Below are 21,558 nucleotides of genomic sequence, written 5' to 3'. Positions count from 1 at the left end.
CCATGAGAGACGACCTGCGTCATGACGTCCTGCAGCGCCTGGAATTCGACTACGGCCTCAAACACCGTAACGGTACCGAATATATGCGTGGCGGCGAATGCCCAAAGTGCCATAAGCGCGAGCTGTACTCGCGGCACGACAAACCCTGGCTGGTGATCTGCGGTCGCTCAGAGAAGTGCGGCCACACCCTGCACGTCAAAGAGATCTACAACGACCTGTTTGAAGACTGGAGCAAGCGAGCGCCTGCGACAGACATCGCCCCAACGGCCACTGCTCGGGCCTACCTTGAGTTTGGCCGCGGCTTCGACATCGGATTGATCGCGGGCTGGTTTACCCAAGAGACCTACTACTCGGCCCAGCACAACGCCGGCAGCGCAACCGTACGCTTCGCCCTGGAAAAAGGTGGCTACTGGGAACGCCTGATCGACAAGCCAGCTCGCTTCGGCAAGATGAAGGCTCGCTTCGCACCTGGTGATAGCTATCGCGGCGTGTGGTGGTGCCCTCCATGCGTCGACGTGCTCGAGGCGAAGGAGATCTGGATCGTCGAGGGTATCTTCGACGCGATCGCTCTGGTGCACCACAACATGGCCGCAGTCTCGGCAATGTCCTCGAACGCCTTTCCTGCCGAGTCGTTGCAGGCGCTGGTCGAGGCCCGTCCGGGCAACCTACCAAAGCTGATCTGGGCGCTGGACAACGAACCTGGTGCACACGCTTACACCAAGCGGTGGGTACGTATGGCCCGAGAGTTGGGCTTCACCTGTGAGGCGGCCCAGATTCCGCAGCGCGACAATCGCAAAGCTGACTGGAACGATCTGCACCAACGTTGGCAGTTCCTGGACAAAGGCGAGAAACGTGATGCTCAGTTCGACAAGGACATCACCATCGCTCGCCACCACGGCGCCCTGCTGATCGCTGATAGCGCCACCGAGAAGGCCCTGGTGATGTTTGACTGGAAGCGCCGTAGCGAATTTCACCTGGAGTTCGGCAATCGTCTGTACTGGTTCAAGCTCGACCTGGAGAAGTACAACAAGGCCATCCAAGAGCTTGAGGACAGCGAGCATCACGACGACCAACTGCTGAACAACAAGCAGATGCGGGCCAAGGCAATGCAACAGTGTGGCGCGCTGCAGCGCATTGCCACCTGCAACCCAAAGGCCCTGTACTACCAGGAGAACAAGCTTACCGACGAGTCCTGGTACTACTTCCGGATCACATTCGCCCACGACGCAGCGCCGATCAAGAACACCTTCACCAGCTCGCAGATCGCGTCGTCTGCAGAGTTCAAGAAGCGCCTGCTTGGTATCGCCCCGGGAGGGATGTTCACCGGCACCACCCAGCAGTTGGATGCCTTCATTGAGGAGCAAACCGATGCCCTCAAGACCGTGCAGACCATCGACTTCACCGGCTACACCCGTGAGCACGGGGCGTATGTCTACGGCGACGTGGCAGTGCGCGACGGCAAGGTGTTCAAGCTGAACGAGGAAGACTTCTTCGATATGGATCGGCTGAGCATCAAGACCCTCAGCCAGTCCGTCACCCTGCATCTGAATACAGACCTGCAGAAGTTCGACACCGAGTGGCTGGATATTATCTGGGAGTGCTTCGGCGCCAAGGGCCTGGTCGCGCTCGCCTTCTGGTTCGGCTCGCTGTTTGCCGAGCAGATCCGGCAACACCAGAAAAGCTACCCGTTCATGGAAATCATCGGTGAGCCAGGCGCGGGTAAGTCCACGCTGATCGAATTCTTGTGGAAGCTGTGCGGCCGTCTCGACTACGAAGGCTTTGACCCTACCAAGGGCACGCCAGTGGCCAGGGCTCGAAACTTCGCCCAGGTCGGCAATCTGCCAGTGGTACTGATCGAATCGGAGCGAGAGAAGACCGACGGCAGCCAGACCAAGCAGTACGACTGGGACGAGCTGAAAACCGCTTACAACGGCCGTAGCGTCCGATCCACCGGGGTCAAAAACAATGGCAACGACACCCGCGAGCCACCTTTCCGTGGCGCTGTGGTCATCGGCCAGAACCACGCGGTAAACGCTTCCGAGCCCATCCTGCAGCGCCTGGTGCATATCGCGATGACGAAGGACGGTCAGACACCCCAGACCAAGTTGCAGGTGGAAAAACTCGAGCGCATGCCGGTCGATCGCGTCAGCGGATTCCTGGTCAAGTCGACCATGATGGAAAGCGTAGTGATGGAGACCGTTCGCGAGAAGGGCCCCCTGTACGAACAGCAGCTGTTGGCCTTGCCAGAGATCCGCACCGTCCGGATTGCAAAAAATCACGCTCAGCTACACGCCCTGGTTGACGCCCTGGTTCACGTTGTACCGCTGAAAAAACACCAGGTGGAAGCGGCCCATGCGGAGATTCAGACCATGGCCAAAGATCGCCAGCTGGCGATCAACGCTGACCACCCGATCGTTGTCGAGTTCTGGGAGTTGTACGAGTACTTGAACAGCGCTGCCGGCGGACTCAACCACTCCCGTAACGACCGCACCATCGCCGTAAATCTCAACGATTTCGCGAAGGAGGCCGCAGAGAAACGGCAGAAGGTGCCCGATCTGACCGAGTTGAAACGCCACTTGAAAACGAGCAAGTGCCCCAAGTTCATCGAATCCAACAAAAGTACGTGCTCAGCCTGGGAGCTTGATGCCGCCAATAAACCGAAGACCGTTCGCTGCTGGATTTTCCAGGCTAGCTGACCCCAACAGTTCAAGGAGCCAAGTGATGCAAGTTCAAGTAATTATCGGTAGCTGTAACGCCGGCACCAGCCTACTACAGCAGATTCTGCATCAGATGAAAGCGGACGGTATAGACGCCCCCACTATCCAAGCAGGTGCCTATTCCAATGACAGTTTGTTGGAGATTCTGGAGGTGAGGATTGAAGGTGGTCAGCGACAGATTCTGGTGAACGGCTGTACACGGGAGCAAATATTGGCGGTGCTGACCTGGCAGACCAACCTGGAAGACTCTCCTCAGTTTGAGGAGCTGCAGATTCATTTAATACGACGCGACTAGAGCACTAGGAAACGGCCTTGAGGAGGTACGAACTCCTCAAGACCCACCACAGAGAAGGAGCAACATTATGCAAGCATGTCACCTTGTCAGCAGCAGCCAGAAGGCTACCACAGCTGCCAGCCAAGAAGCGCTCACCATCGACAAACCCACGCGACACATGATTGTCACCGCGATGATCGGCGATGCATTGGTTGGGTACCAGGTCCATAAAACACCAGATGCCAGGATTCGGCTCGAAAGCCTAACGAACATGGCGCAGAGCTTGGGCGATCTAACAGAGTTCGACGCAGCAGTTGTAGCAAAGCTACTTGCTCAGCTTCCAGCTACTGCAAACACAGGAGCAACACGATGAAAACGCTGTTTGTCCTCATGGCCCAATACAACGGCAAAGCCATTATTCCGCTCGACCAGGTCTGCCAAGACTATTTCACTCACCTCACCACAGATATGTTCCAGCGCAAGGTGATGGCCGGCCAGATCAGGATCCCGATTACCAGACTGGAGGCCAGCCAGAAAAGTGCGAAGGGAATCCACATTTCGGACCTGTCCGAATATCTGGATGCGCAACGCGCTGCTGCTGTGAAAGAAAACAATCAGTTGAACAGCGCGCCACGCGGCAGCTGATTTACTTCAATGTCTTGGCGCCCAGCTTCACGGGCGCCTGCAGGACAGTCTCCAGCCACGTCCATTTTGCATAGGCGTCTCCGCGCCCACGAAGGTGCGTGTACCGCCGCATTGAGTTCCAATCACGGTGCCCTGAGACGCTGGCTACTCTTGGAATATCCCACTCCATTTCAAACAGGCGACTAACCCCCTCATGGCGCAAATCATGGAAGTGTAGATCTTCAATGCCAAGCAACTTGCAGGCCCTGGTCCAGGATGTAGAAACCGCCTCAGCGCTATACGGGAAGATTTCGGGTACCGCTCTTGGCATAGATTGAAGAATCGCCCAGGCTTCTGGTGGGAGGTGGCACCAGACGTCATTGCCAATTTTCTGTCCTGGGTTTTTCATGTCTCGCACCAGTACCCTGTGACCCACCTCATCCAGATCAGCCCACTGAATACGCGTAATTTCTTCCTGCCGGCGCGTTGAAAACAAGGCAAACGCCGTCATCTTGAGCATGTTAATTGAAGTCGGGCGATAGGCCTGAATACCCTGAAAGTGCGTTAGCAGCTTATCTAACTCGTCCAAAGTGGGCCGACGGTCACGCTCTCGACTACGCATGTTGTAGCCCAGCTTCTTCAGCACCCGTCGTGCATCGCTCATAGCGTGCGGATCAACCTCATACCCCCAAGCAGGACGAGCAATCGAAAGCACTGCCCCAAGATGCGCTAAGTCGTTCCCAGCTGTCTGTGGCTGGATGCTGCCACCCTCCTTACCCATACGCCATAGCGCATACTCCACCAACAGCTGGCTGTTGATGTCCTGGTCGGCCACCTTACCCAGGTAGGACTCACTGATTGCCTTGAGCGTACCGCGTTTGGTTTTACCCAAAGGCCGGGCTTTCTCCATCTCAACCATGTAGCGATCAATCATTTCCTTTATGGTCGCGCCTTTGCGGTTGGCGCGCTCGATCGCGCCGGGCTGATCCAGTTCGGACTCCCGCTTTCTCGCCCACGCTTGAGCAGCCTGTTTTCGGGCGAAGGTCTGGCTCTCTTGGTAAACTTGTACGCCATCACGATAAAGACGTATCTGTGCTGTGTAGCTGCTGCTGCCGTCGGTGCGTTTCCGTGCTCTGATCGTGGCCATGGTCAACTGGTACAATTGAAAAAATGATTGGTACATTGTACCAACGACCCTCAAATAACGCCCATTTACCCCCGAAAACAGACACCAAATACGTAGAGCAAAATGGTACAGAATTCAGCTACATACCCAGCAAACTCAAGCTCTACGGTGTCGAGACGCTTTAGCGTGGCGCCCATGATGGACTGGACTGACCGCCACTGCCGGTTCTTCCTGCGCCTGCTGTCCAGCAACGCCCTGCTCTACACCGAAATGGTTACCACCGGCGCCTTGCTGCACGGTGATGCCGAGCGTTTCCTGCGTCATAGCGAGGCCGAGCATCCGCTGGCGCTGCAGTTGGGCGGCAGTGTGCCGGCTGATTTGGCCGCCTGTGCCAAGCTGGCCGAGGCCGCAGGCTATGACGAGGTCAACCTCAACGTTGGCTGCCCAAGCGATCGGGTGCAGAACAATATGATCGGCGCCTGCCTGATGGGCCATCCGGCGCTGGTCGGCGATTGCGTGAAGGCGATGCAGGATGCGGTGCAGATTCCGGTGACGGTCAAGCACCGCATCGGTATCAATGGCCGCGATAGCTACGCCGAGCTGTGTGATTTCGTCGGTCAGGTGCGTGATGCCGGTTGCCGCAGTTTTACCGTGCATGCGCGTATTGCGATTCTTGAAGGCTTGTCGCCGAAGGAGAACCGTGAGATTCCGCCGCTGCGGTATGACGTCGCCGCGCAGTTGAAGGCCGACTTCCCGGACCTTGAGCTGGTGCTCAACGGCGGGATCAAGACCCTGGCGGAATGCCAGGAGCACTTGAAGGTTTTCGACGGGGTGATGCTCGGGCGCGAGGCTTATCACAATCCGTATCTGTTGGCCGAAGTTGACCAGCAGTTGTTCGGCAGCAGCGCGCCGGTGATCAGCCGCAGCGAAGCGCTGGCCAAATTGCGCCCTTACATTGCTGCGCACCTGGCCTGCGGCGGCGCCATGCATCACATCACCCGGCATATTCTCGGCCTTGGCCAGGGCTTCCCGGGGGCGCGCAAGTTTCGCCAGTTGCTTTCGGTGGATATCCACAAGAGCAAGGACCCGCTGGCCCTGCTCGACCAGGCCGGCGAGCTGCTGCAGGGGCGTTAACCCCGGAACCTGTGCGCGCTTTGGCACTCGAAGGCTTATCCCCTTCGCCCCGCCTGCCAGCCAGCCCTTGAGCGGCTGGCAGCGCTCGGGTAATGTCGATCCATTGCACAGGACAGAGCACGCCCATGACTTCCAAGCTGGAACAACTCAAGCAGTTCACCACTGTGGTTGCCGACACCGGTGATATTGATGCCATCAGCCGCTTGAAACCGGTCGATGCCACCACCAACCCTTCGCTGCTGCTCAAGGCCGCGGCCATGCCTGGCTATGCCGAGCTGCTCCAGCAATCGGTCGCGCACAGCAAGGGCGATGTCGGCCTCGCCTGTGACGCCTTTGCCGTGGCGGTTGGCGCCGGCATTCTCAAGGTGATTCCGGGGCGTATCTCCACTGAGGTCGACGCCCGCCTGTCCTTCGACCAACCGGCGCTGCTGGCCAAGGCCCGGCAGTTGATCGAGCTGTACGACCAGGCCGGTATCGGCCGTGACCGGGTGCTGATCAAACTGGCCTCGACCTGGGAAGGCATCCGCGCCGCCGAGGTTCTGGAAAAGGAAGGCATCCAGACCAACCTGACCCTGCTGTTCTCCTTCGCCCAGGCCCAGGCTTGCGCCGACGCCGGGGTGTTCTTGATTTCGCCGTTCGTGGGGCGCATCTACGACTGGTACAAGAAGTCCACCGGCAAGGAGTATGTCGGCGCCGAAGACCCGGGCGTGCAGTCGGTGACGCGCATCTACGATTACTACAAGACCAATGACTACAAGACCGTGGTCATGGGCGCGAGCTTTCGCAATATCGGCCAGATCGAGCAACTGGCCGGCTGCGACCGCCTGACTATCAGCCCCGAGCTGCTGCAGCAGTTGAGCGATGATCAGGGCGAGCTGCCGCGCATCCTCAAGCCTGGCAAAACCGGCGAGGCGCGCCAGCAGTTGACGGAGAGCCAGTTCCGCTGGGCGTCGAACGAAGATGCCATGGCCACCGAGAAACTGGCCGAGGGGATTCGCCAGTTTGCCCGGGACCAGGAGAAGCTTGAGGCGTTGTTGGCGGCAAAGGCCTGATACAAATCTGGGTTTGCCAGTGAGGGGTGCAGCGTAGAGCATCCTATCGGCCTTCAGGGCCTCATCGCGGGTCAAGTCGAGTCGTCGCACCGCCGCTCCCACCCATCAAGTGGGAGCGGCGGTGCGACGACTCGACTTGACCCGCGATGCTTTCGACTTTGCTTTCAGAGATGTTGATGTCTGAATCTTCCGAATTACCCGCAGTACTGGCCGGGCCTTTACTGCGCCGCCTCGAACCCACCCGGATGGTGTTCTGGCTGGTAGCCTCCACGCCACTGCAGGCCGAGTTGCACCTGAGCTGCGCAGACATTACTGCCGACATCCACTGCACGGTTGTGCCGATTGGCCGCCACGCCTTTGTCCACCTGCTCGACATCCGCCTCGACAGCCCGCTGCCGTGCGATGAGCAGATCGACTACGACCTGATCTTCAACAACCAGGGCATCGCCGACTACGCACCACACCTGCTTTACCCAGGCGCGCAACGGCCGAATTTCGTCCTGCGTTCACACCTGGAGCACCTGCTCCACGGCTCCTGCCGCAAACCCCACCACCCGGCGGCCGACGGCCTGCTGTGCGCCGACCGCCTATTGCTGGAACACCCCACGCCATTGCAGCGCCCGGCCCTGCTGATGATGAGCGGTGACCAGGTGTATGCCGACGATGTCGCCGGGCCCATGCTGCGCGCCATACATGCGCTGATCGAGCGCCTGGGGCTGTTTGGCGAGCACCTGCAAGGTGCGGTAGTCGATGACAGCGCCGCGCTCTACCAGCACCCGGCCAGCTATTACCACCGCGCCGACCTGCTGCCGGCACTGGAGAGCAACGAAACCCTGCGCGAGCGCTTTTTCGGCGGCACGCGCAAGCCGATCTTCACCAGCAGCAACGCCGACAACCACCTGGTGACCTTCGCCGAAGTCATGGCCATGTACCTGCTGGTCTGGTCCCCGCTGCCCTGGGGCCTGATCGACGTGCAGATGCCACCCGGCCTCAATGCCGAGCGCCAGGCCCGCTACCGCCAGGAACAGCAACTGATCGACGGCTTTGCCAGCGGCCTTGGCGGGGTGGCGCGGGTATTGGCACATTTGCCGAGCCTGATGATTTTCGATGACCACGACATCACCGATGACTGGAACCTGTCGGCGCAATGGGAAGAAACCGCCTACGGCCACCCGTTCTCCAAGCGCATCATCGGCAACGCCCTGCTCGGCTATATGCTGTGCCAGGGCTGGGGCAACAACCCGGATGCCTTTACCGGGCTACTGAAGCATTGCCAGGCCTTCAGCCACAGTGCCGACGCCGATGACTACCTCGACACGCCGCTGCAGGATGCGCTGATCAACGAAGTACTGCGCTTTCAGGGCTGGCAGTTCGTCCTGCCCAGCAGCCCGGCGCTGCTGGTGCTCGATACCCGCACCCGTCGCTGGCGCAGTGAAAGCAACTTCAACAAACCCTCGGGCCTGCTCGACTGGGAAGCCTTAAGCGAGCTGCAGCAGGCGCTGCTCGACCATCCTTCGGCGATCATCGTCTCGCCGGCGCCGATCTTCGGCGTCAAGCTGATCGAGAGCGTGCAGCGGGCATTCAGCTGGCTGGGTTATCCGCTATTGGTCGATGCCGAGAACTGGATGGCCCATCGCGGCGCGGCGCAAGTGATCCTGAACATCTTCCGCCACTCGCGCACACCGGGGCACTACGTGATTCTCTCCGGTGACGTGCACTACTCGTTCGTCTATGAGGTGCTGATCCGCCACCGCCAGCGCGCCCCGCACCTGTGGCAGATCACCAGCAGCGGCATCAAGAATCAGTTCCCCAAGCGCCTGCTGGACACTTTCGATCGCCTCAACCGCTGGCTGTACTCGCCACGCTCACCGCTCAACTGGTTTACCAAGCGCCGGCAGATGCAGGTGATGCCGCGCACACCCGCGCATAGCAAGGCCGGCGAGCGGCTGTGGAACAGCGCGGGCCTGGGCCAGGTGTTTTTCAATGAACAGGGGCAGCCGGCGCGGATTTTCCAGCTCAACGCCGATGGCAGCGCGGCGACCGAGTTTCCACCGCGCGAAGCTGACTGTTAAGTGATTTTTGACCGGCGCCAGAACGGCGCCCGGTCGACGATCAGGTGCGCTCGAGGGCGTTGACCAGGTCGTGGAAGGCTTCGCGGTTGGAATCGTTCAGACCCATGAGGATCTTGTGCGCCTCAAGCACCTTGGAGCGCACCACGTCTTCGTTCTGATCCTGCGACGGCAGGTCGGTCAGGCATTCGGGGCACGGGATCGGCCGGTCAACGATGTTGAACACCTGGTCGAAACCCATCGACTGCAACAGGCGGGTGATGTCGGCGTGGGTGGTGACCACCGTTGGCAACAGCCCGACCTTTTGCCGCGACAGGATCGAGAGCTTGGCCAGCAAGCCCAGGGTGGTGCTGTCGATGCTGTGGGTTTCTGTCAGATCGATGACGATCGCCGAGAAATTCAGCGCCGTGAAGATCTTTTCAATCGTCGCATCCAGCGCCGAACACAAGGTCAGGCGCACTTCACCGACAAACTTCAGCACGAAGGTGCCATTCTGCTCGGCGAACTGGATTCTACCCGTACTCATTGAAGGTTCCTGCTCAACACCAATAGGGCGATATCATCCGGCATCTCCCCAAGCGTAGCTAATCCGAATCGTTGGCGCAGCCCATCCAGACTACCGCCTGCGGCCTTGATGATTTCAGGCAGGGCCGCCTCTTTATCTTTGAGTGTGTCACCGGGCAAAAGGTCCAGAATGCCATCAGACAGCAGGGTCAGGCTGAACTGCGGCGGCAACTCCAGGACGTGGTCCTGGTAGGTAGCCTCCTCGAACAAGCCGACCGGCAATCCGCGGCCCTCCAGATAACGGCTCTGGCCCGGGGTGTACAGCACTGGCAACGGCAGGTGACCACCGATGCTGTAGGTCATGATACCGGTGTCTTCGTCGATCACGCCGCCGACCATGGTCACATGCTTGCCCAGCTTGCAGTTGATCAGGCCGCGGTTGATGTGTCCGAGTACTTCCGACGGTTTGAAGTCACGCAAGTTGCCGCCGCGCTTGAATTCGAACAGCAGGCGCGTGGTCATGAACTTCAGCAGCACGGTGACGAAGGCCGAAGACGCGCCATGCCCGGAAACGTCTGCCAGGTAAAAGGCAATTCGCCGGTCATCGACACGGAAATAGTCGGCAAAGTCGCCCGACAGGTACAGCGACGGAATAATCTGGTGCTCGAACGACAGGTCGTCGGCCACCCAGGGGCTTTCCGGCAGCATGTTCATCTGCACCTGACGCCCGGCGGTCTGGTCCTCCTGCAGCAGGTGCAGGCTGGCCTCAAGCTCGCGGTTGGCGGTTTCGAGCTTTTCCCGGTAGCGCTGGTTTTCCAGCACCAGACGCGCGCGGTCCAGGGCCCGGCGTACCGAATGCTCGAGCACCGCGAGGTCTTCGAGGGGCTTGATCAGGTAGTCGGCCGCGCCCAGGCGCAGGGCCTCGACGGCGTCGTTCATCACCCCGGCGCCCGATACCACGATCACCGGCAGTTCCGGCGCGCGCTCGGTTACCTGGCGAATCAGCTCCAGGCCGCCCATTTGCGGCATGCGCAGATCGCAGATCACCAGATCAGGATGTTCCTGTTCGAAGACCTGCAGGCCCTGCTGGCCATTGGCTGCCTGCAGGACGCTGAAACCGCTGTCTTCCAGGTAGGCGGCAAGACTCGCACGTACGACGTCGTCGTCATCGATTATCAGCAGCGTTGCACTGGTTTTCTGCATGTGGGCAAACGGCGCCAGGAATAGGTTGGGCGTAGGTGAGCATCGGCCCACGTACTGGATTCACTTCGAGCTACTCTTCTATGAGTTGTAGGACATCAAAACCTGTCCGGCAAATAGCAGAGGTGCCTTGTAAGGCGCAGACGGTACTCCCATCCGCCGGGCGTTTCAAGGGCACACCGATGGTCGCCGATGCTCTTTACAGCCGAAAGCACCGGGAGTTATAAAAACCCCTCCAACCGCAACGCAATGAAAGGATGCCGAGATGAGCTCAGGGCCCATGGACTACAGCGAGAAGCGCGATTTCATTCGCATGCGGGTGGAAGCAGATATAAGCCTGATCCACCAGGGGCAGGTCATCGCCGCCGTCTGCCTCGACCTCTCCAGCAGTGGCATGCAGGTCCAGGCGCCGCGGCCGTTCACGGTTGGCGATCAACTCGAGGTGCGTATCGACTCCGACCATCCGGCACTCAAGGGCCTGGAAGCGAGCACAGAGGTGGTGTGGATTGCCGACCAGCAAGACGGCAAGCAGAAACTCGGCCTGCGCATCCTCAGCATGAAATAATTGCAGACACAAAAAAGGCGACCTGAAGGTCGCCTTTTGTTTACCCGCTCGGATCAGAAGTCGTCGACGACGGCGCCATCCTTGACCTTGAATTCGCGATTTTGCAGGTATGCATTGCGAATGAAGATGTATTTGTCGCCATTGATCAGCTTTTCAGCCGACAGCAGGCTCGCGCGGGTGTCGACCACATCGACGGCGGCGGCGGTGTTGCGGGTCGGCACGTGGTCGATGTAGCGGTAGGGTTCGGTGTAGGTGTCCGGGTACTTGCCGATGGCATCGCGCACGGTGCTCGGGCCGAGCAACGGCAGCATTACGTACGGGCCGCTGCTCACGCCCCAGTAGCCGAGGGTCTGGCCAAAGTCTTCGTCATTGCGCTGCAGGCCCATCTTGGTGCCGACATCGAAGAACCCGCCAATACCGAAGGTGGTGTTGACGATCAGCCGCGCAGTATCAACCCCGGCGGCGTGCGGCTTGAGCTGCAGCACGTTGTTGGCCAGGTTGGTGACGTCGCCCAGGTTGCGGAACATGTTGTGGATGCCGTCTTCGAGGAACTGCGGGGTGACCGCCTGGTACCCCTGTGCCAGCGGCTTGAGCGCGTAGGTGTCGAGCGTGTCGTTGAAGCGGAAGATCGGCCGGTTGATGCTTTCCCAGGGATCTTCTTCAGTGGCCGCCTGGGCCGCGACGACAGGCGCCAACAGTAGGCCGGCACAGACACAAGCCCGGGTCATCCGATCGATCAGGCCGATCCTACGCATAGTGTTACTCCTCGAACTAGGCAGACGCCGCGCGTCCTACGCCAAAAAATGAAGCAAGTATAAAGGCTCTGCTGCCGTTAAGCAGCTTGGCATAAACAACGTCGCAAAAATGTGAACAACTGTGTATCGGCAGCGTCACCAAAAAGTAACAACCCAAGCGTAGCCTGCAAAGTATTTCAGGGACGTTGCCATGCCAGACTCCCCCGCCATCACTGCCCTGCTGTTCGGCTTGCGCGGCTGCCTTGTCGAAGTGAACCCGGGCTCTGATGCCCAGGCACCCTGCCCCACTCCGGGCGCGCTGCCCACCCTTGACTGGCTGTATCAGCAAAAGGTTCCCTGTGCCTGGCTCGATGAGCTGCCGGCTGCAGACGGCAAACAAATGGCCAGCCCCTTGCCGGCCTGGCTCAATGCCTTCCCGGCCTGCAAGACCCCCTGGCCGGCACCGGATGCCTGCTGGCAGGCACTGATGAGCCTCAGGGCGGGCAAACTCGACGGTTGCGTGCTGGTCAGTGGCGAACCACGCCTGCTGCAGTCGGGCCTCAACGCCGGGTTGTGGACCATCGGCCTGGCCGCCTGCGGGCCCAGCAGCCAGTGGCAAGCCCTTGGCGCCAAAGAGCAGGAACGCCAGCGTGGCCAGGCCACCTTGCAGTTGTTTGCCCTGGGCGTGCACTCGGTGATCGACCACCTCGAAGCCCTGGCCGACTGCCTGGCAGAGATCGGCCAGCGCCGGCGCAAAGGTGAAAAACCCTGAAACAGCACCTTTGATCAGGGTCATGCAAAGCGCCAGCCGGTGGATTACTCTAGTAGACAGGGCATGGACCTTTCACCCGCTAACGGGGTCCATGACTGTGCCTATTCATAGAGGGAGAACACCCATGCCTGCCCGCGAACTGCAAGAGCAACTTGACGCCCTGCGCGAGCAACTGGAGCAAAATCCACCGCTCACCGAAGAAGAGCGAGCCGATCTGCATGTATTGATGCAACAAATTGAGGCGAAGATAGAACTGGAAGCCAAGACCCCGGACAACAACCTGGTCGATGGCGTCAACCTCGCCGTGGAGCGCTTTGAAGTCGAGCACCCGGGCCTGACCGCCACCTTGCGCAATATCGTTCAGAGCCTGCAAAGCATGGGCATCTAAGCCCGCCGGAATAAAAAAGCCCCGTCATCGAACGGGGCTTTTCGTTACTGGCGAACCAGTCGCAGGTTCTCCAGGGTCACCTGGGAAGTACTGCGGTACGGGTTGATGTCCAGGCCGCCGCGGCGCACGTAACGGGCATAAACCGTCAGGTGTTCGGGGTTGAGCAGGCGCTTGAGGTCAAGGTAGATGCGCTCGACGCACTGCTCATGGAAGTCGGCATGCTGGCGGAAGCTGATCAGGTAGGTCAGCAGGCTGGCATGCTCCAGCGCCGCGCCACGGTAGTGCACGGTGACGCTGCCCCAGTCCGGCTGGCCGGTGACCGGGCAGTTGGACTTGAGCAAATGGCTGTGCAGGGTTTCTTCAACAATGTTGGCGCTGTCGCAACGCAGCAACTCCGGCTGCGGTTGCTCATAGTTGCTGATGCTGACATCCAGCTCATCGATGCACACGCCCGGCAAGCCGACCACGCCCTGCCCTTCGACCTCGGCCAGGCTGCGGACCTGCACGCCCACCGGCTTGCCGGCGGCAGCCGAGAGGTCCTTGACCAGGCATGCCTGCAGGGCAGCGGGCGATTCGAACACGGTCTGGTTCAGCGAGTTGAGGTACAGCTTGAACGACTTCGACTCGATGATGTTCGGCGAGTCGGCCGGGATGGCGAACTCACCGATGGCCACCACCGGCTTGCCCGACGCCAGCAACCAGGACAGCTCGAAGCAGTTCCAGAAATCGACGCCCTGCCATGGCAGGGTCTGGGCGCTGACGCCCAGCTCGGCCCATTTTGCCGCCCGCGGGATCGGGAACAGCAGCGAGGGTGTGTAGGTGGAGACGTATTCGCTGGATTTACCCAGCGGAGAATGTTCGGCGGCAGGATGCATGGCTAAAACCTGTAGGAGCAAATGCGCCTAGTTTATCGGTTTTAGGCCATGCTTTGGGCAATCGGCTGTTATTGGCCGATGGTCAGCTTGCCGACCATGCCTGCTTGATAATGGCCGGGCACGTTGCAGGCGAACTCGATTGGCGCCGACTGGCTAAAGGTCCAGGTCAGTTCAGCGCTTTTGCCAGGTTCGACCATCACCGTGTTCGGATCGTCGTGCTGCATGCTGGCGTGATTCATGTTGCCGTGGCCCATGGCCGAATGGTCCATCTGGCCCTGCATGGCGAGCATTTCTTTCTGGTGCCTGGCGTGCATCACAGCATCGCCGAGGCTGAACTCATGGACTACCGCGCCCTTGTTGATTAGCACGAAGCGCACGGTCTCCCCGGCCTTGACCTCAAGGCTGCGCGGCGCGTAATACATGTCGCCCATCACCACCTCGACGCTGCGGGTGGCCTTGCTCGCAGGCGCAGGCTGGCCGAAGGTGTAGGAATGCGCGGGCGACGCCAAGGCTGGAAGGCTGAACAGCGCCAGTGCGCCAATGATAAAAAGGTGTTTCATTTCAAGCCCACTCCAGGGTTGCGACGGTTCAGGCTTCACTGTAGAAAATCGCCGCTGGCAGTCACCTGACAAAAACATTACAACTTTGTCAGCTTGGCCACCCGCCACGCCCGCCGCGGTATAACCCTGCGGCAATCCACGTAAAAGAGCCAGCCGATGAAACTGTTGATCGTCGAAGACCAGACCAAGACCGGCCAGTACTTGTGCCAGGGCCTCAGTGAAGCGGGCTTTGCCACCGAGCTTGCCAGCGACGGCAATACCGGCCAGCACCTGGCCCTGACCGGCGACTATGACTTGCTGATCCTCGACGTCATGCTGCCGGGCCGCGATGGCTGGCAGATCCTTCAGGCGGTGCGCGCCGCCGGCCTGGAAATCCCGGTGCTGTTCCTCACCGCCCGCGACGCCGTCGAAGACCGCGTGCACGGCCTGGAACTGGGCGCCGACGATTACCTGGTCAAGCCGTTCGCCTTCTCTGAACTGCTGGCACGGGTGCGCAGCCTGCTGCGCCGCGGCAGCAGCCCGGCACAGGAAACCAGCCTGGGCCTGGCCGACCTGCGCCTGGACCTGATCCGCCGCCGGGTCGAACGCACAGGCCAGCGCATCGACTTGACCGCCAAGGAGTTCGCCCTGCTCGAACTGCTGCTGCGCCGCCAGGGCGAAGTGCTGCCCAAATCGCTGATCGCCTCGCAGGTGTGGGACATGAACTTTGACAGCGACACCAACGTCATTGAAGTGGCGATCCGCCGCCTGCGCCTGAAGATCGACGATGCCCACGACAACAAGCTGATCCATACCGTGCGCGGCATGGGTTATGTGCTTGAAGAGCGCAGCGCCTGATGCGCCGCCTGTCCCTCGGTAGTCGCCTGGCACTGCTGTTTGCCGCCTGCACGGCAGTGGTGTCGCTGACTGCCGGTATCCTTTTTAGCCGCGCCAGCGCCACCCACTTCATCGAGCTCGACCAGCAACTGCTCAACAGCCGCCTGTCACTGCTGCGCCAGATGCTCGAAGGCGTGGACGACCCGGCCAGCCTCGCCCCGCGCCTGCCTGCCCTGCAAACCGAACTCAGCCACCAGGCCGACCTTGCCGTGCGCATTCGCGGCCGGGACGGGCGCATCTGGTTCGACAGCCAGGCCGGCCTGCCCGAGTCGCCGCAAGTGCTCGGCCTGAGCACCCTGCACAGCAGCGGCGTCGACTTTCGCAGCCTGTGTGTCAACCTCAACGACGGCGACGCGCAGCTGACGCTGTTTCTCGACATCACCCACCATCAGCATTTCCTCCAGCGCATGCAGCAACTGATCTGGCTGACTGTCGGCCTTTCGGCGCTGGCGACCGCGTTGCTCGGCGCCTGGGCCGCGCGCAGCGGGCTGCGGCCACTGCGGCAGATGGGCGAAGTGGCCTCCGGGGTGTCGGCACGCTCGCTGACCACACGCCTACCCGAAGGGCAAATGCCGGTGGAGCTGGCAGAACTGGCGCAGACCGTCAACGCCATGCTCGAACGCCTGGACGATGCCTTTCAGCGCCTCTCTGCGTTCTCTGCCGACATTGCCCACGAGCTGCGCACGCCGCTGTCCAACCTGCTGACCCACACCCAGGTAACCCTGACCCGGCCGCGCAGCCTAGATGAATACCGCGAGGCGCTGCACAGCAACCTCGAAGAGCTGCAATGGATGGCGCAACTGGTCAACGACATGCTCTACCTGGCCAAGGCTGACCACGGCTTGCTGATGCCCAGCCGCCAGCAACTGGCGCTGGAGGACGAGGCCGATGCCTTGCTCGAATACTACGCACCGCTGGCTGAAGATGCCGAGGTAAGCCTGAGCCGTGAGGGCCAGGCGCCGCTTGCCGGCGACCGGCATATGCTGCGCCGGGCGCTGTCCAATTTGCTCGACAACGCCCTGCGCTTTACCCCGGCCGGCGGCGAGATACGTGTGACCATCGAGCGACACCAAGACGGAGTAAGGCTGCAGGTGGCCAACTGCGGTGAGCCGATTGACCCGGCGTTGCTGCCGAAGTTGTTTGATCGTTTCTACCGGGCAGACCCGGCACGGCGCGAAGGCAGCAGTGAGCATGCGGGGTTGGGGCTGGCGATTACCCGTTCGATCGTGCAGGCGCACGGCGGGTGTATTCGCGGGGAGTCAGCTGGGGGCTGGACGCGGTTCGTGATCGACTTGCCGACGGTGTGAATACCATCGCGGGGCAAGCCCGCTCCTACAGCCGGTGTAGGAGCGGGCTTGCCCCGCGATCAGCCATCACTCGTAACGCAAGGCGTACGCCGGCTCTACCTGCGAAGCCCGCCAGGCCGGGTACAGGGTGGCCAGGAAGCTCATGATCAGGCCGGCGCTACAGATCAGCGCCACGTCGCCCCATTGCAGTTCCGACGGCAAGGTACTGATGAAGTACACGTCCGAGGTGAAGATGTGCTGGCCGCTGACCCGCTCCAGCCAGCCGACGATCTGGCTGACGTTGAGCGCGGCAATCACCCCCAGCACGCCGCCGATCAAGGTACCGACGATACCGATCAGGCTGCCCTGGACCATGAAGGTGCCCATGATCTGCGCCGGCGTTGCGCCGATGGTGCGCAGGATGGCGATGTCGGCGCCCTTGTCGTTGACCACCATGATCAGCGTGGCAATGATGTTGAACGCCGCCACGGCGATGATCAGCAGCAGCAACAGGCCGATCATGGTCTTTTCCATCTTCATGGCACTGAACAGGCTGCCCTGGGTGTGGGTCCAGTCATCGGCGCGGTATTGCTCGCCAAGGCTTGTGGTAATCGCCTTGGACACCTGCGGCGCCGCGTACAGGTCCTTGACCTTGAGGCGCACGCCCTGCACCTGGTTCGGCGCCCAGCGCTGCATCTGCGCGGCGTCGGCCATGTGCATCAGGCCCAGCGAGCCGTCGAGCTCGGCGCCAACCTTGAATACCCCGACCACGTTCAGGCGCTGCATGCGCGGGGTGATGCCACCCGGCGCGCTGCTGACTTCGGGCACGATCAGGGTCAGTTTGTCGCCGACATTGAGGCGAAAGCGGCGCGCGGTGATTTCACCGATGACCACGCCGAACTCACCCGGCTTGAGGTCTTCAAGGCTGCCCTGGACGATATGCTGGGCGACGATCGAGACCTTGCCCTCCTCGGCCGGGTCGATGCCGCTGACCTGGATCGGCTGCATCGAGCCCTTGTAAGAGAGCATGCCTTCCATCTCGGTCAGTGGTGCGGCGGCGATCACTTCAGGGTTTTTCAAGGCTTGCGCCGCCACCGGCCGCCAGTCGTCCAGCGGCTGGGCACCGAGCACGCTGGCGTGCGGCACCATGCCGAGGATGCGCGAGCTCATTTCGCGCTGGAAGCCGTTCATCACCGACAGCACCACGATCATCGCCAGCACGCCCAGGGACAGGCCGATCATCGAGGTCATGGAAATGAACGAGATGAAATGGTTGCGGCGCTTGGCGCGGGTGTAGCGCGCGCCGATGAAAATAGACAAGGGTCTGAACATGAACGAAAGCACCCGGGTAAAGAAAAGGAACCAGGTGCCCGCCTGACAGCGGCGGGCACGTTGCGCGGGCAATCAGATCGGTACCAGGTGCCCGTCTTCCAGGCGCAGTACGCGGTCCATCTGGCGCGCCAGGTTGAGATCGTGGGTCACCACCAGGAAGGCCGTCTGCGAAGAGCTGCTGAGCTCCTGCATCAAGTCCTGGATACCCTGGGCGGTGTGATGGTCGAGGTTGCCGGTAGGCTCGTCGAGCATCACCAGCCCCGGACGGTTGACCAGCGCCCGGGCGATGGCCACGCGCTGGCGTTCGCCACCGGACAGCTCGGCCGGCTTGTGGCTCAGGCGATGGCCCAGGCCGACGCGCTTGAGCAGCGCTTCGGCGCGCTCGCGGGCTTCGGGGATGGCGGTGCGACCGATCAGCAGCGGCATGCACACGTTCTCCAGCGCCGTGAACTCCGGCAGCAGGTGGTGGAACTGGTAGACGAAGCCCAGGGCGCGGTTGCGCAGCAGGCCACGGGCGCGTTCGCCCAATGCCGAGAGCTCTTCGCCGGCCAGCCAGACGCTGCCTTCGGTCGGGGTATCGAGGCCGCCGAGCAGGTTGAGCAAAGTACTCTTGCCTGAACCGGAGCTACCGACGATAGCCACCCGCTCGCCCGGGTGCAGCTCCAGCTGCAGGCCGGACAACACCTGGACTTTCTCCGGGCCTTCCTCGTAGGACTTGCCCAGGTTGCGGCAACTCAGCACTGCTTTATCACTCATGCCCAACTCACTCATAACGTAGCGCCTCCGCAGGCTGGGTGCGTGCCGCACGCCAGGCCGGATACAGGGTGGCGAGGAAACTCAGGACCAATGCCGCGCCGCAGACCATCCACACGTCCTCGGCCATGATCTGCGATGGCAGGTAGTCGATGAAGTAGACGTCGGCATTGAGGAACTTGTGCCCGATCAGGGTCTCGATGCCGGCAATCGCGGCGCTGACATTGAGCGCGGCGAAAATGCCCACCAGCGCGCCGATCAGGGTGCCGACCACGCCGATCACCGTGCCCTGGACCATGAAGATGGCCATGATCTGCCCCGGCGTCGAGCCCAGGGTGCGCAAGATGGCGATGTCGCCCTTCTTGTCGTTGACCACCATCACCAGGGTGGAAATGATGTTGAACGCGGCCACCGCGACAATCAGCAGCAACAGCAGGCCGATCATGGCTTTTTCCATGCGGATCGCCTGGTACAGGTTGCCGTGGCTACGGGTCCAGTCGCGGGCGTAGAACTCCTGCTCGCCCAGCTTCTGGGCGATGTCCCAGGCAACCCGGGGGGCCTGGAACAGGTCGTCGAACTTCAGGCGCAGGCCCTGCACCTGGTCGGCTTTCCAGCGGTGCAGGCGCGACAGGTCCGACAGGTTGGTCAGGCCCAGGTAGCCGTCGATTTCACCGGCGCCGACATGGAAGATGCCGACCACGGTAAAGCGCTTCATGCGCGGGAACATGCCGGCCGGAGTGACGGTGACCTCGGGGGCGACGAAGGTCAGTTTGTCACCGATGCCGACGCCCAGCTTGGCCGCCGCCTTGTCGCCGATCATGATGCCGAAGCCGCCAGGGGCCAGGTCATCGAGCTTACCCTCGCGGATAAAGTCGTCGATGATCGAGACCTTGCGCTCCTGGGCCGGGTCGATGCCGTTGAGCAGCACCTTCTGCACCTTGCCGTCATGGGTCAGCAGGCCCTGCATCTGGGTGAAGGGCGCCACCGCCAGAACCTGCGGGTTCTGCTTTACTTGACTGGCAAGGGCGGGCCAGTCGTTGATCGGCTGGCCGGTTTCCAGTGTGGCGTGGGGCACCATGCCCAACACCCGGGTGCGCATCTCGTGATCGAAGCCATTCATGACCGACAACACCACGATCATCACGACAACGCCCAGGGCGAGGCCGATCATCGAGGTCAGGGAAATGAACGAGACGAAGTGGTTGCGACGCTTGGCACGGGTATAACGCGTGCCGATGAATACGAAGAGAGGTCTGAACATGTCGGGGCTTGTTCGGATGAAAGAGGAACGTCCTTGTGGCGGGGCTTGATTAGCAGCTTTACACTCAGACCACCGCCGCTACCATGGGTTCGCCATGTCGACATTAGATGAAGAAGATCGCCGCGAATACTACCGTATCGAGGATCGGATCGCACTGGAAATTAGCCCGTTGAGCGCCGCCGAAGCGCTTGGCACAGACTTGTTGCAAGATACTTCACCGCTGTTCAACCTGCTCAGTGAACTGCACCTGAGCGAGTTCGAGTCCCAGCACCTGCTGCGCCAGCTCAGTGACAAGGACCGCACCCTGGCGGCCTTTCTCAAGGCCCAGAACAAACGCATCGACCTGCTCAGTGCCGTGGTTGCGCAGACCCTGCTCGGGCAATTGAGCGCGCCGCAGGCGGTAGTGCTGTCCGAGGGCGGCATCGAGTTCAACCGCGCCGAGCCGCTGGCGGCCGGCGAGCGCGTGGCCGTGAAGATGGTGTTGATGCCCCAGGCCCTGGGCCTGCTGCTGCGCGCCAAGGTCACCCATTGCGACCACCAGGCCGACGGCCAGTACGAGATCGGCACCGAGTTCGTCGACACCACCGACGCCCAGCGCCAGCTGCTGGCCCGCTACATCCTGCAACGCCAAGCGCAACAACGACGCCAGGCCCTGGAGCAGAACGACCCAAGCGCCTCCTGAGTTTCACTTATTTGTTGAAGGAACAGACGTGACCACGATTTACGGCCACCGCGGCGCCAAGGGCGAAGCCCCCGAAAACACCCTCACCAGCTTCCAGCAGTGCCTCAAGCATGGCGTGCGCCGCTGCGAGCTCGACCTGCACCTGTCGGCTGACAACCAGCTGATGGTGATTCACGACCCCAGCCTCAAGCGCACCACCGGCCGGCGCGGCAAGGTGGTTGAACATAGCGCCGCCGACCTTGCCACCTACGACGCGCGCAAGGGTGGCCCGGGCTGGGTCTCGCCCTGCCCGATCCCGCGACTTGAGGAGCTGTTTGAAAAGTGCGATTTCGAGCACTGGCAGCTTGAGGTCAAGAGCGCCTCGCGCACCCGCGCCGCCACCACTGTGCTGGCGATCCGCGAAATGGCCCAGCAGTTCGGCCTTCTCGACAAGATCACCATCACCTCAAGCTCACGGGAAGTGCTGGGCGCAGCGCTGGAGCTGACTCCGGATATTTCCAGGGGACTGGTGGCCGAGTACGCCTGGCTCGACCCGCTGAAGGTCGCCCAGAACTACGGCTGCAACTTGCTGGCGTTGAACTGGACACTGTGCACCCCCGAGCGCCTGATCAAGGCCCAGCGCCAGGGTTTGCACGTGTCGGTGTGGACAGTCAACGAGCCGGCGCTGATGCGCAGGCTCGCCGACTTCGGCGTAGACAGCCTGATTACAGACTTTCCCGGTTTGGCCAGCGCCACCCTCGAGAATCGCTGAAATCGGTCTCCCCGGCCGGCTCA

Annotated in this window: 23 protein-coding genes; 14 read left to right on the top strand and 9 right to left on the bottom strand. The window is 61.3% G+C overall.

The genetic code is table 11. The annotated features are described in order from the left end of the window. Window positions 1-2: 2 nt before the first annotated feature. From BLR26_RS12060 to BLR26_RS12045, 4 genes are all read left to right on the top strand, one after another. Window positions 3-2,696: a toprim domain-containing protein gene (locus BLR26_RS12060; RefSeq protein ID WP_093380807.1), complete on the top strand. Its 2,694-nt coding sequence runs from the start codon at window positions 3-5 to the stop codon at window positions 2,694-2,696. 25 nt (window positions 2,697-2,721) lie between these two features. Further along, window positions 2,722-3,012 (top strand): hypothetical protein, encoded by a 291-nt coding sequence (locus BLR26_RS12055; protein ID WP_093380804.1) that lies wholly within the window; start codon window positions 2,722-2,724, stop codon window positions 3,010-3,012. 67 nt (window positions 3,013-3,079) lie between these two features. Next, the gene (locus BLR26_RS12050) at window positions 3,080-3,364 is read left to right on the top strand and encodes a hypothetical protein (RefSeq protein WP_093380802.1); all 285 of its coding nucleotides are present in this window, start codon (window positions 3,080-3,082) and stop codon (window positions 3,362-3,364) included. Continuing rightward, the gene (locus BLR26_RS12045) at window positions 3,361-3,636 is read left to right on the top strand and encodes a pyocin activator PrtN family protein (RefSeq protein ID WP_093380800.1); all 276 of its coding nucleotides are present in this window, start codon (window positions 3,361-3,363) and stop codon (window positions 3,634-3,636) included. The genes BLR26_RS12050 and BLR26_RS12045 overlap by 4 nt, the downstream gene beginning before the upstream one ends. A 1-nt stretch (window position 3,637) precedes the next feature. Here BLR26_RS12045 and BLR26_RS12040 read toward each other — a convergent pair whose 3' ends face one another. Then, window positions 3,638-4,762, bottom strand: coding sequence for a site-specific integrase (locus tag BLR26_RS12040; protein WP_093387426.1), 1,125 nt, complete (start codon window positions 4,760-4,762; stop codon window positions 3,638-3,640). A gap of 102 nt (window positions 4,763-4,864) precedes the next feature. Between BLR26_RS12040 and dusA the strand changes: the two genes are divergently transcribed. From dusA to BLR26_RS12025, 3 genes are all read left to right on the top strand, one after another. Continuing rightward, window positions 4,865-5,875, top strand: a complete 1,011-nt coding sequence (gene dusA, locus BLR26_RS12035; protein ID WP_093380798.1) for a tRNA dihydrouridine(20/20a) synthase DusA — start codon at window positions 4,865-4,867, stop codon at window positions 5,873-5,875. A gap of 125 nt (window positions 5,876-6,000) precedes the next feature. Then, window positions 6,001-6,927, top strand: coding sequence for a transaldolase (tal, locus tag BLR26_RS12030; protein WP_093380795.1), 927 nt, complete (start codon window positions 6,001-6,003; stop codon window positions 6,925-6,927). Between the two features lie 176 nt (window positions 6,928-7,103). Beyond that, on the top strand, window positions 7,104-8,999 hold the full coding sequence (locus BLR26_RS12025) for an alkaline phosphatase D family protein (RefSeq protein WP_093387422.1): 1,896 nt from the start codon (window positions 7,104-7,106) through the stop codon (window positions 8,997-8,999). Window positions 9,000-9,039: 40 nt separating this feature from the next. Here BLR26_RS12025 and rssC read toward each other — a convergent pair whose 3' ends face one another. Then, window positions 9,040-9,522 (bottom strand): anti-sigma factor antagonist RssC, encoded by a 483-nt coding sequence (rssC, locus tag BLR26_RS12020; protein WP_038994382.1) that lies wholly within the window; start codon window positions 9,520-9,522, stop codon window positions 9,040-9,042. After that, complete coding sequence (gene rssB / locus BLR26_RS12015; protein ID WP_045194857.1) at window positions 9,519-10,703, bottom strand: two-component system response regulator RssB; 1,185 nt, start codon at window positions 10,701-10,703, stop codon at window positions 9,519-9,521. Before rssB ends, rssC begins: the two co-directional genes overlap by 4 nt. A gap of 262 nt (window positions 10,704-10,965) precedes the next feature. On the opposite strand from rssB, the gene BLR26_RS12010 reads away from it, so the two are divergent. Next, window positions 10,966-11,265 carry a PilZ domain-containing protein gene (locus BLR26_RS12010; RefSeq protein WP_093380792.1) on the top strand — a complete coding sequence of 100 codons (300 nt, stop codon included), beginning with the start codon at window positions 10,966-10,968 and terminating at the stop codon, window positions 11,263-11,265. Window positions 11,266-11,318: 53 nt separating this feature from the next. Here BLR26_RS12010 and BLR26_RS12005 read toward each other — a convergent pair whose 3' ends face one another. Then, a complete protein-coding gene (locus tag BLR26_RS12005) occupies window positions 11,319-12,020 on the bottom strand; it encodes an MlaA family lipoprotein (RefSeq protein WP_045194864.1) in 702 nt (233 codons plus the stop codon). A gap of 190 nt (window positions 12,021-12,210) precedes the next feature. Between BLR26_RS12005 and BLR26_RS12000 the strand changes: the two genes are divergently transcribed. After that, the gene (locus tag BLR26_RS12000; protein WP_093380790.1) at window positions 12,211-12,771 is read left to right on the top strand and encodes an HAD superfamily inactivated hydrolase PcrP; all 561 of its coding nucleotides are present in this window, start codon (window positions 12,211-12,213) and stop codon (window positions 12,769-12,771) included. A 124-nt stretch (window positions 12,772-12,895) separates the two neighbouring features. Then, the gene (locus BLR26_RS11995) at window positions 12,896-13,159 is read left to right on the top strand and encodes a DUF4404 family protein (RefSeq protein WP_093380787.1); all 264 of its coding nucleotides are present in this window, start codon (window positions 12,896-12,898) and stop codon (window positions 13,157-13,159) included. 44 nt (window positions 13,160-13,203) lie between these two features. Here the strand turns inward: BLR26_RS11995 and queF are convergent, their stop codons facing one another. Both queF and BLR26_RS11985 read right to left on the bottom strand, forming a co-directional pair. Next, window positions 13,204-14,034 (bottom strand): NADPH-dependent 7-cyano-7-deazaguanine reductase QueF, encoded by an 831-nt coding sequence (queF, locus tag BLR26_RS11990; protein WP_093380784.1) that lies wholly within the window; start codon window positions 14,032-14,034, stop codon window positions 13,204-13,206. Window positions 14,035-14,102: 68 nt separating this feature from the next. Further along, window positions 14,103-14,594, bottom strand: a complete 492-nt coding sequence (locus BLR26_RS11985; RefSeq protein ID WP_093380782.1) for a cupredoxin domain-containing protein — start codon at window positions 14,592-14,594, stop codon at window positions 14,103-14,105. Window positions 14,595-14,750: 156 nt separating this feature from the next. Between BLR26_RS11985 and BLR26_RS11980 the strand changes: the two genes are divergently transcribed. Both BLR26_RS11980 and BLR26_RS11975 read left to right on the top strand, forming a co-directional pair. Then, on the top strand, window positions 14,751-15,431 hold the full coding sequence (locus BLR26_RS11980) for a heavy metal response regulator transcription factor (RefSeq protein WP_045194874.1): 681 nt from the start codon (window positions 14,751-14,753) through the stop codon (window positions 15,429-15,431). Beyond that, window positions 15,428-16,777, top strand: a complete 1,350-nt coding sequence (locus tag BLR26_RS11975) for a heavy metal sensor histidine kinase (RefSeq protein ID WP_093380780.1) — start codon at window positions 15,428-15,430, stop codon at window positions 16,775-16,777. The genes BLR26_RS11980 and BLR26_RS11975 overlap by 4 nt, the downstream gene beginning before the upstream one ends. Window positions 16,778-16,843: 66 nt before the next feature. On the opposite strand, the gene BLR26_RS11970 is transcribed toward BLR26_RS11975, so the two are convergent. The 3 genes from BLR26_RS11970 to BLR26_RS11960 form a co-directional block, all read right to left on the bottom strand. Continuing rightward, window positions 16,844-18,088, bottom strand: coding sequence for a lipoprotein-releasing ABC transporter permease subunit (locus BLR26_RS11970; RefSeq protein ID WP_093387417.1), 1,245 nt, complete (start codon window positions 18,086-18,088; stop codon window positions 16,844-16,846). Window positions 18,089-18,160: 72 nt separating this feature from the next. Continuing rightward, the gene (lolD, locus tag BLR26_RS11965; protein ID WP_176794235.1) at window positions 18,161-18,844 is read right to left on the bottom strand and encodes a lipoprotein-releasing ABC transporter ATP-binding protein LolD; all 684 of its coding nucleotides are present in this window, start codon (window positions 18,842-18,844) and stop codon (window positions 18,161-18,163) included. A gap of 7 nt (window positions 18,845-18,851) precedes the next feature. Further along, the gene (locus tag BLR26_RS11960) at window positions 18,852-20,102 is read right to left on the bottom strand and encodes a lipoprotein-releasing ABC transporter permease subunit (RefSeq protein WP_045194878.1); all 1,251 of its coding nucleotides are present in this window, start codon (window positions 20,100-20,102) and stop codon (window positions 18,852-18,854) included. Window positions 20,103-20,196: 94 nt separating this feature from the next. Between BLR26_RS11960 and BLR26_RS11955 the strand changes: the two genes are divergently transcribed. Continuing rightward, a complete protein-coding gene (locus BLR26_RS11955) occupies window positions 20,197-20,784 on the top strand; it encodes a PilZ domain-containing protein (RefSeq protein ID WP_093380777.1) in 588 nt (195 codons plus the stop codon). A gap of 28 nt (window positions 20,785-20,812) precedes the next feature. Beyond that, window positions 20,813-21,535, top strand: coding sequence for a glycerophosphodiester phosphodiesterase (locus BLR26_RS11950; protein ID WP_045194882.1), 723 nt, complete (start codon window positions 20,813-20,815; stop codon window positions 21,533-21,535). Window positions 21,536-21,558 lie beyond the last annotated feature (23 nt).

The organism is Pseudomonas sp. UC 17F4, assembly GCF_900101695.1.
Lineage (GTDB): Bacteria > Pseudomonadota > Gammaproteobacteria > Pseudomonadales > Pseudomonadaceae > Aquipseudomonas.
The sequence above is the reverse complement of the archived record's forward strand: the minus strand, read 5'-3'. Positions and strand labels throughout refer to the sequence as shown.

Bases quoted from the DNA above. Each gene is read 5' to 3' on its own strand.
- BLR26_RS12060 (WP_093380807.1), top strand. From the start codon at position 3: ATGAGAGACGACCTGCGTCATGACGTCCTGCAGCGCCTGGAATTCGAC.
- BLR26_RS12055 (WP_093380804.1), top strand. From the start codon at position 2,722: ATGCAAGTTCAAGTAATTATCGGTAGCTGTAACGCCGGCACCAGCCTA.
- BLR26_RS12050 (WP_093380802.1), top strand. From the start codon at position 3,080: ATGCAAGCATGTCACCTTGTCAGCAGCAGCCAGAAGGCTACCACAGCT.
- BLR26_RS12045 (WP_093380800.1), top strand. From the start codon at position 3,361: ATGAAAACGCTGTTTGTCCTCATGGCCCAATACAACGGCAAAGCCATT.
- BLR26_RS12040 (WP_093387426.1), bottom strand. From the start codon at position 4,762: ATGGCCACGATCAGAGCACGGAAACGCACCGACGGCAGCAGCAGCTAC.
- dusA (WP_093380798.1), top strand. From the start codon at position 4,865: ATGGTACAGAATTCAGCTACATACCCAGCAAACTCAAGCTCTACGGTG.
- tal (WP_093380795.1), top strand. From the start codon at position 6,001: ATGACTTCCAAGCTGGAACAACTCAAGCAGTTCACCACTGTGGTTGCC.
- BLR26_RS12025 (WP_093387422.1), top strand. From the start codon at position 7,104: ATGTCTGAATCTTCCGAATTACCCGCAGTACTGGCCGGGCCTTTACTG.
- rssC (WP_038994382.1), bottom strand. From the start codon at position 9,522: ATGAGTACGGGTAGAATCCAGTTCGCCGAGCAGAATGGCACCTTCGTG.
- rssB (WP_045194857.1), bottom strand. From the start codon at position 10,703: ATGCAGAAAACCAGTGCAACGCTGCTGATAATCGATGACGACGACGTC.
- BLR26_RS12010 (WP_093380792.1), top strand. From the start codon at position 10,966: ATGAGCTCAGGGCCCATGGACTACAGCGAGAAGCGCGATTTCATTCGC.
- BLR26_RS12005 (WP_045194864.1), bottom strand. From the start codon at position 12,020: ATGCGTAGGATCGGCCTGATCGATCGGATGACCCGGGCTTGTGTCTGT.
- BLR26_RS12000 (WP_093380790.1), top strand. From the start codon at position 12,211: ATGCCAGACTCCCCCGCCATCACTGCCCTGCTGTTCGGCTTGCGCGGC.
- BLR26_RS11995 (WP_093380787.1), top strand. From the start codon at position 12,896: ATGCCTGCCCGCGAACTGCAAGAGCAACTTGACGCCCTGCGCGAGCAA.
- queF (WP_093380784.1), bottom strand. From the start codon at position 14,034: ATGCATCCTGCCGCCGAACATTCTCCGCTGGGTAAATCCAGCGAATAC.
- BLR26_RS11985 (WP_093380782.1), bottom strand. From the start codon at position 14,594: ATGAAACACCTTTTTATCATTGGCGCACTGGCGCTGTTCAGCCTTCCA.
- BLR26_RS11980 (WP_045194874.1), top strand. From the start codon at position 14,751: ATGAAACTGTTGATCGTCGAAGACCAGACCAAGACCGGCCAGTACTTG.
- BLR26_RS11970 (WP_093387417.1), bottom strand. From the start codon at position 18,088: ATGTTCAGACCCTTGTCTATTTTCATCGGCGCGCGCTACACCCGCGCC.
- lolD (WP_176794235.1), bottom strand. From the start codon at position 18,844: ATGAGTGATAAAGCAGTGCTGAGTTGCCGCAACCTGGGCAAGTCCTAC.
- BLR26_RS11960 (WP_045194878.1), bottom strand. From the start codon at position 20,102: ATGTTCAGACCTCTCTTCGTATTCATCGGCACGCGTTATACCCGTGCC.
- BLR26_RS11955 (WP_093380777.1), top strand. From the start codon at position 20,197: ATGTCGACATTAGATGAAGAAGATCGCCGCGAATACTACCGTATCGAG.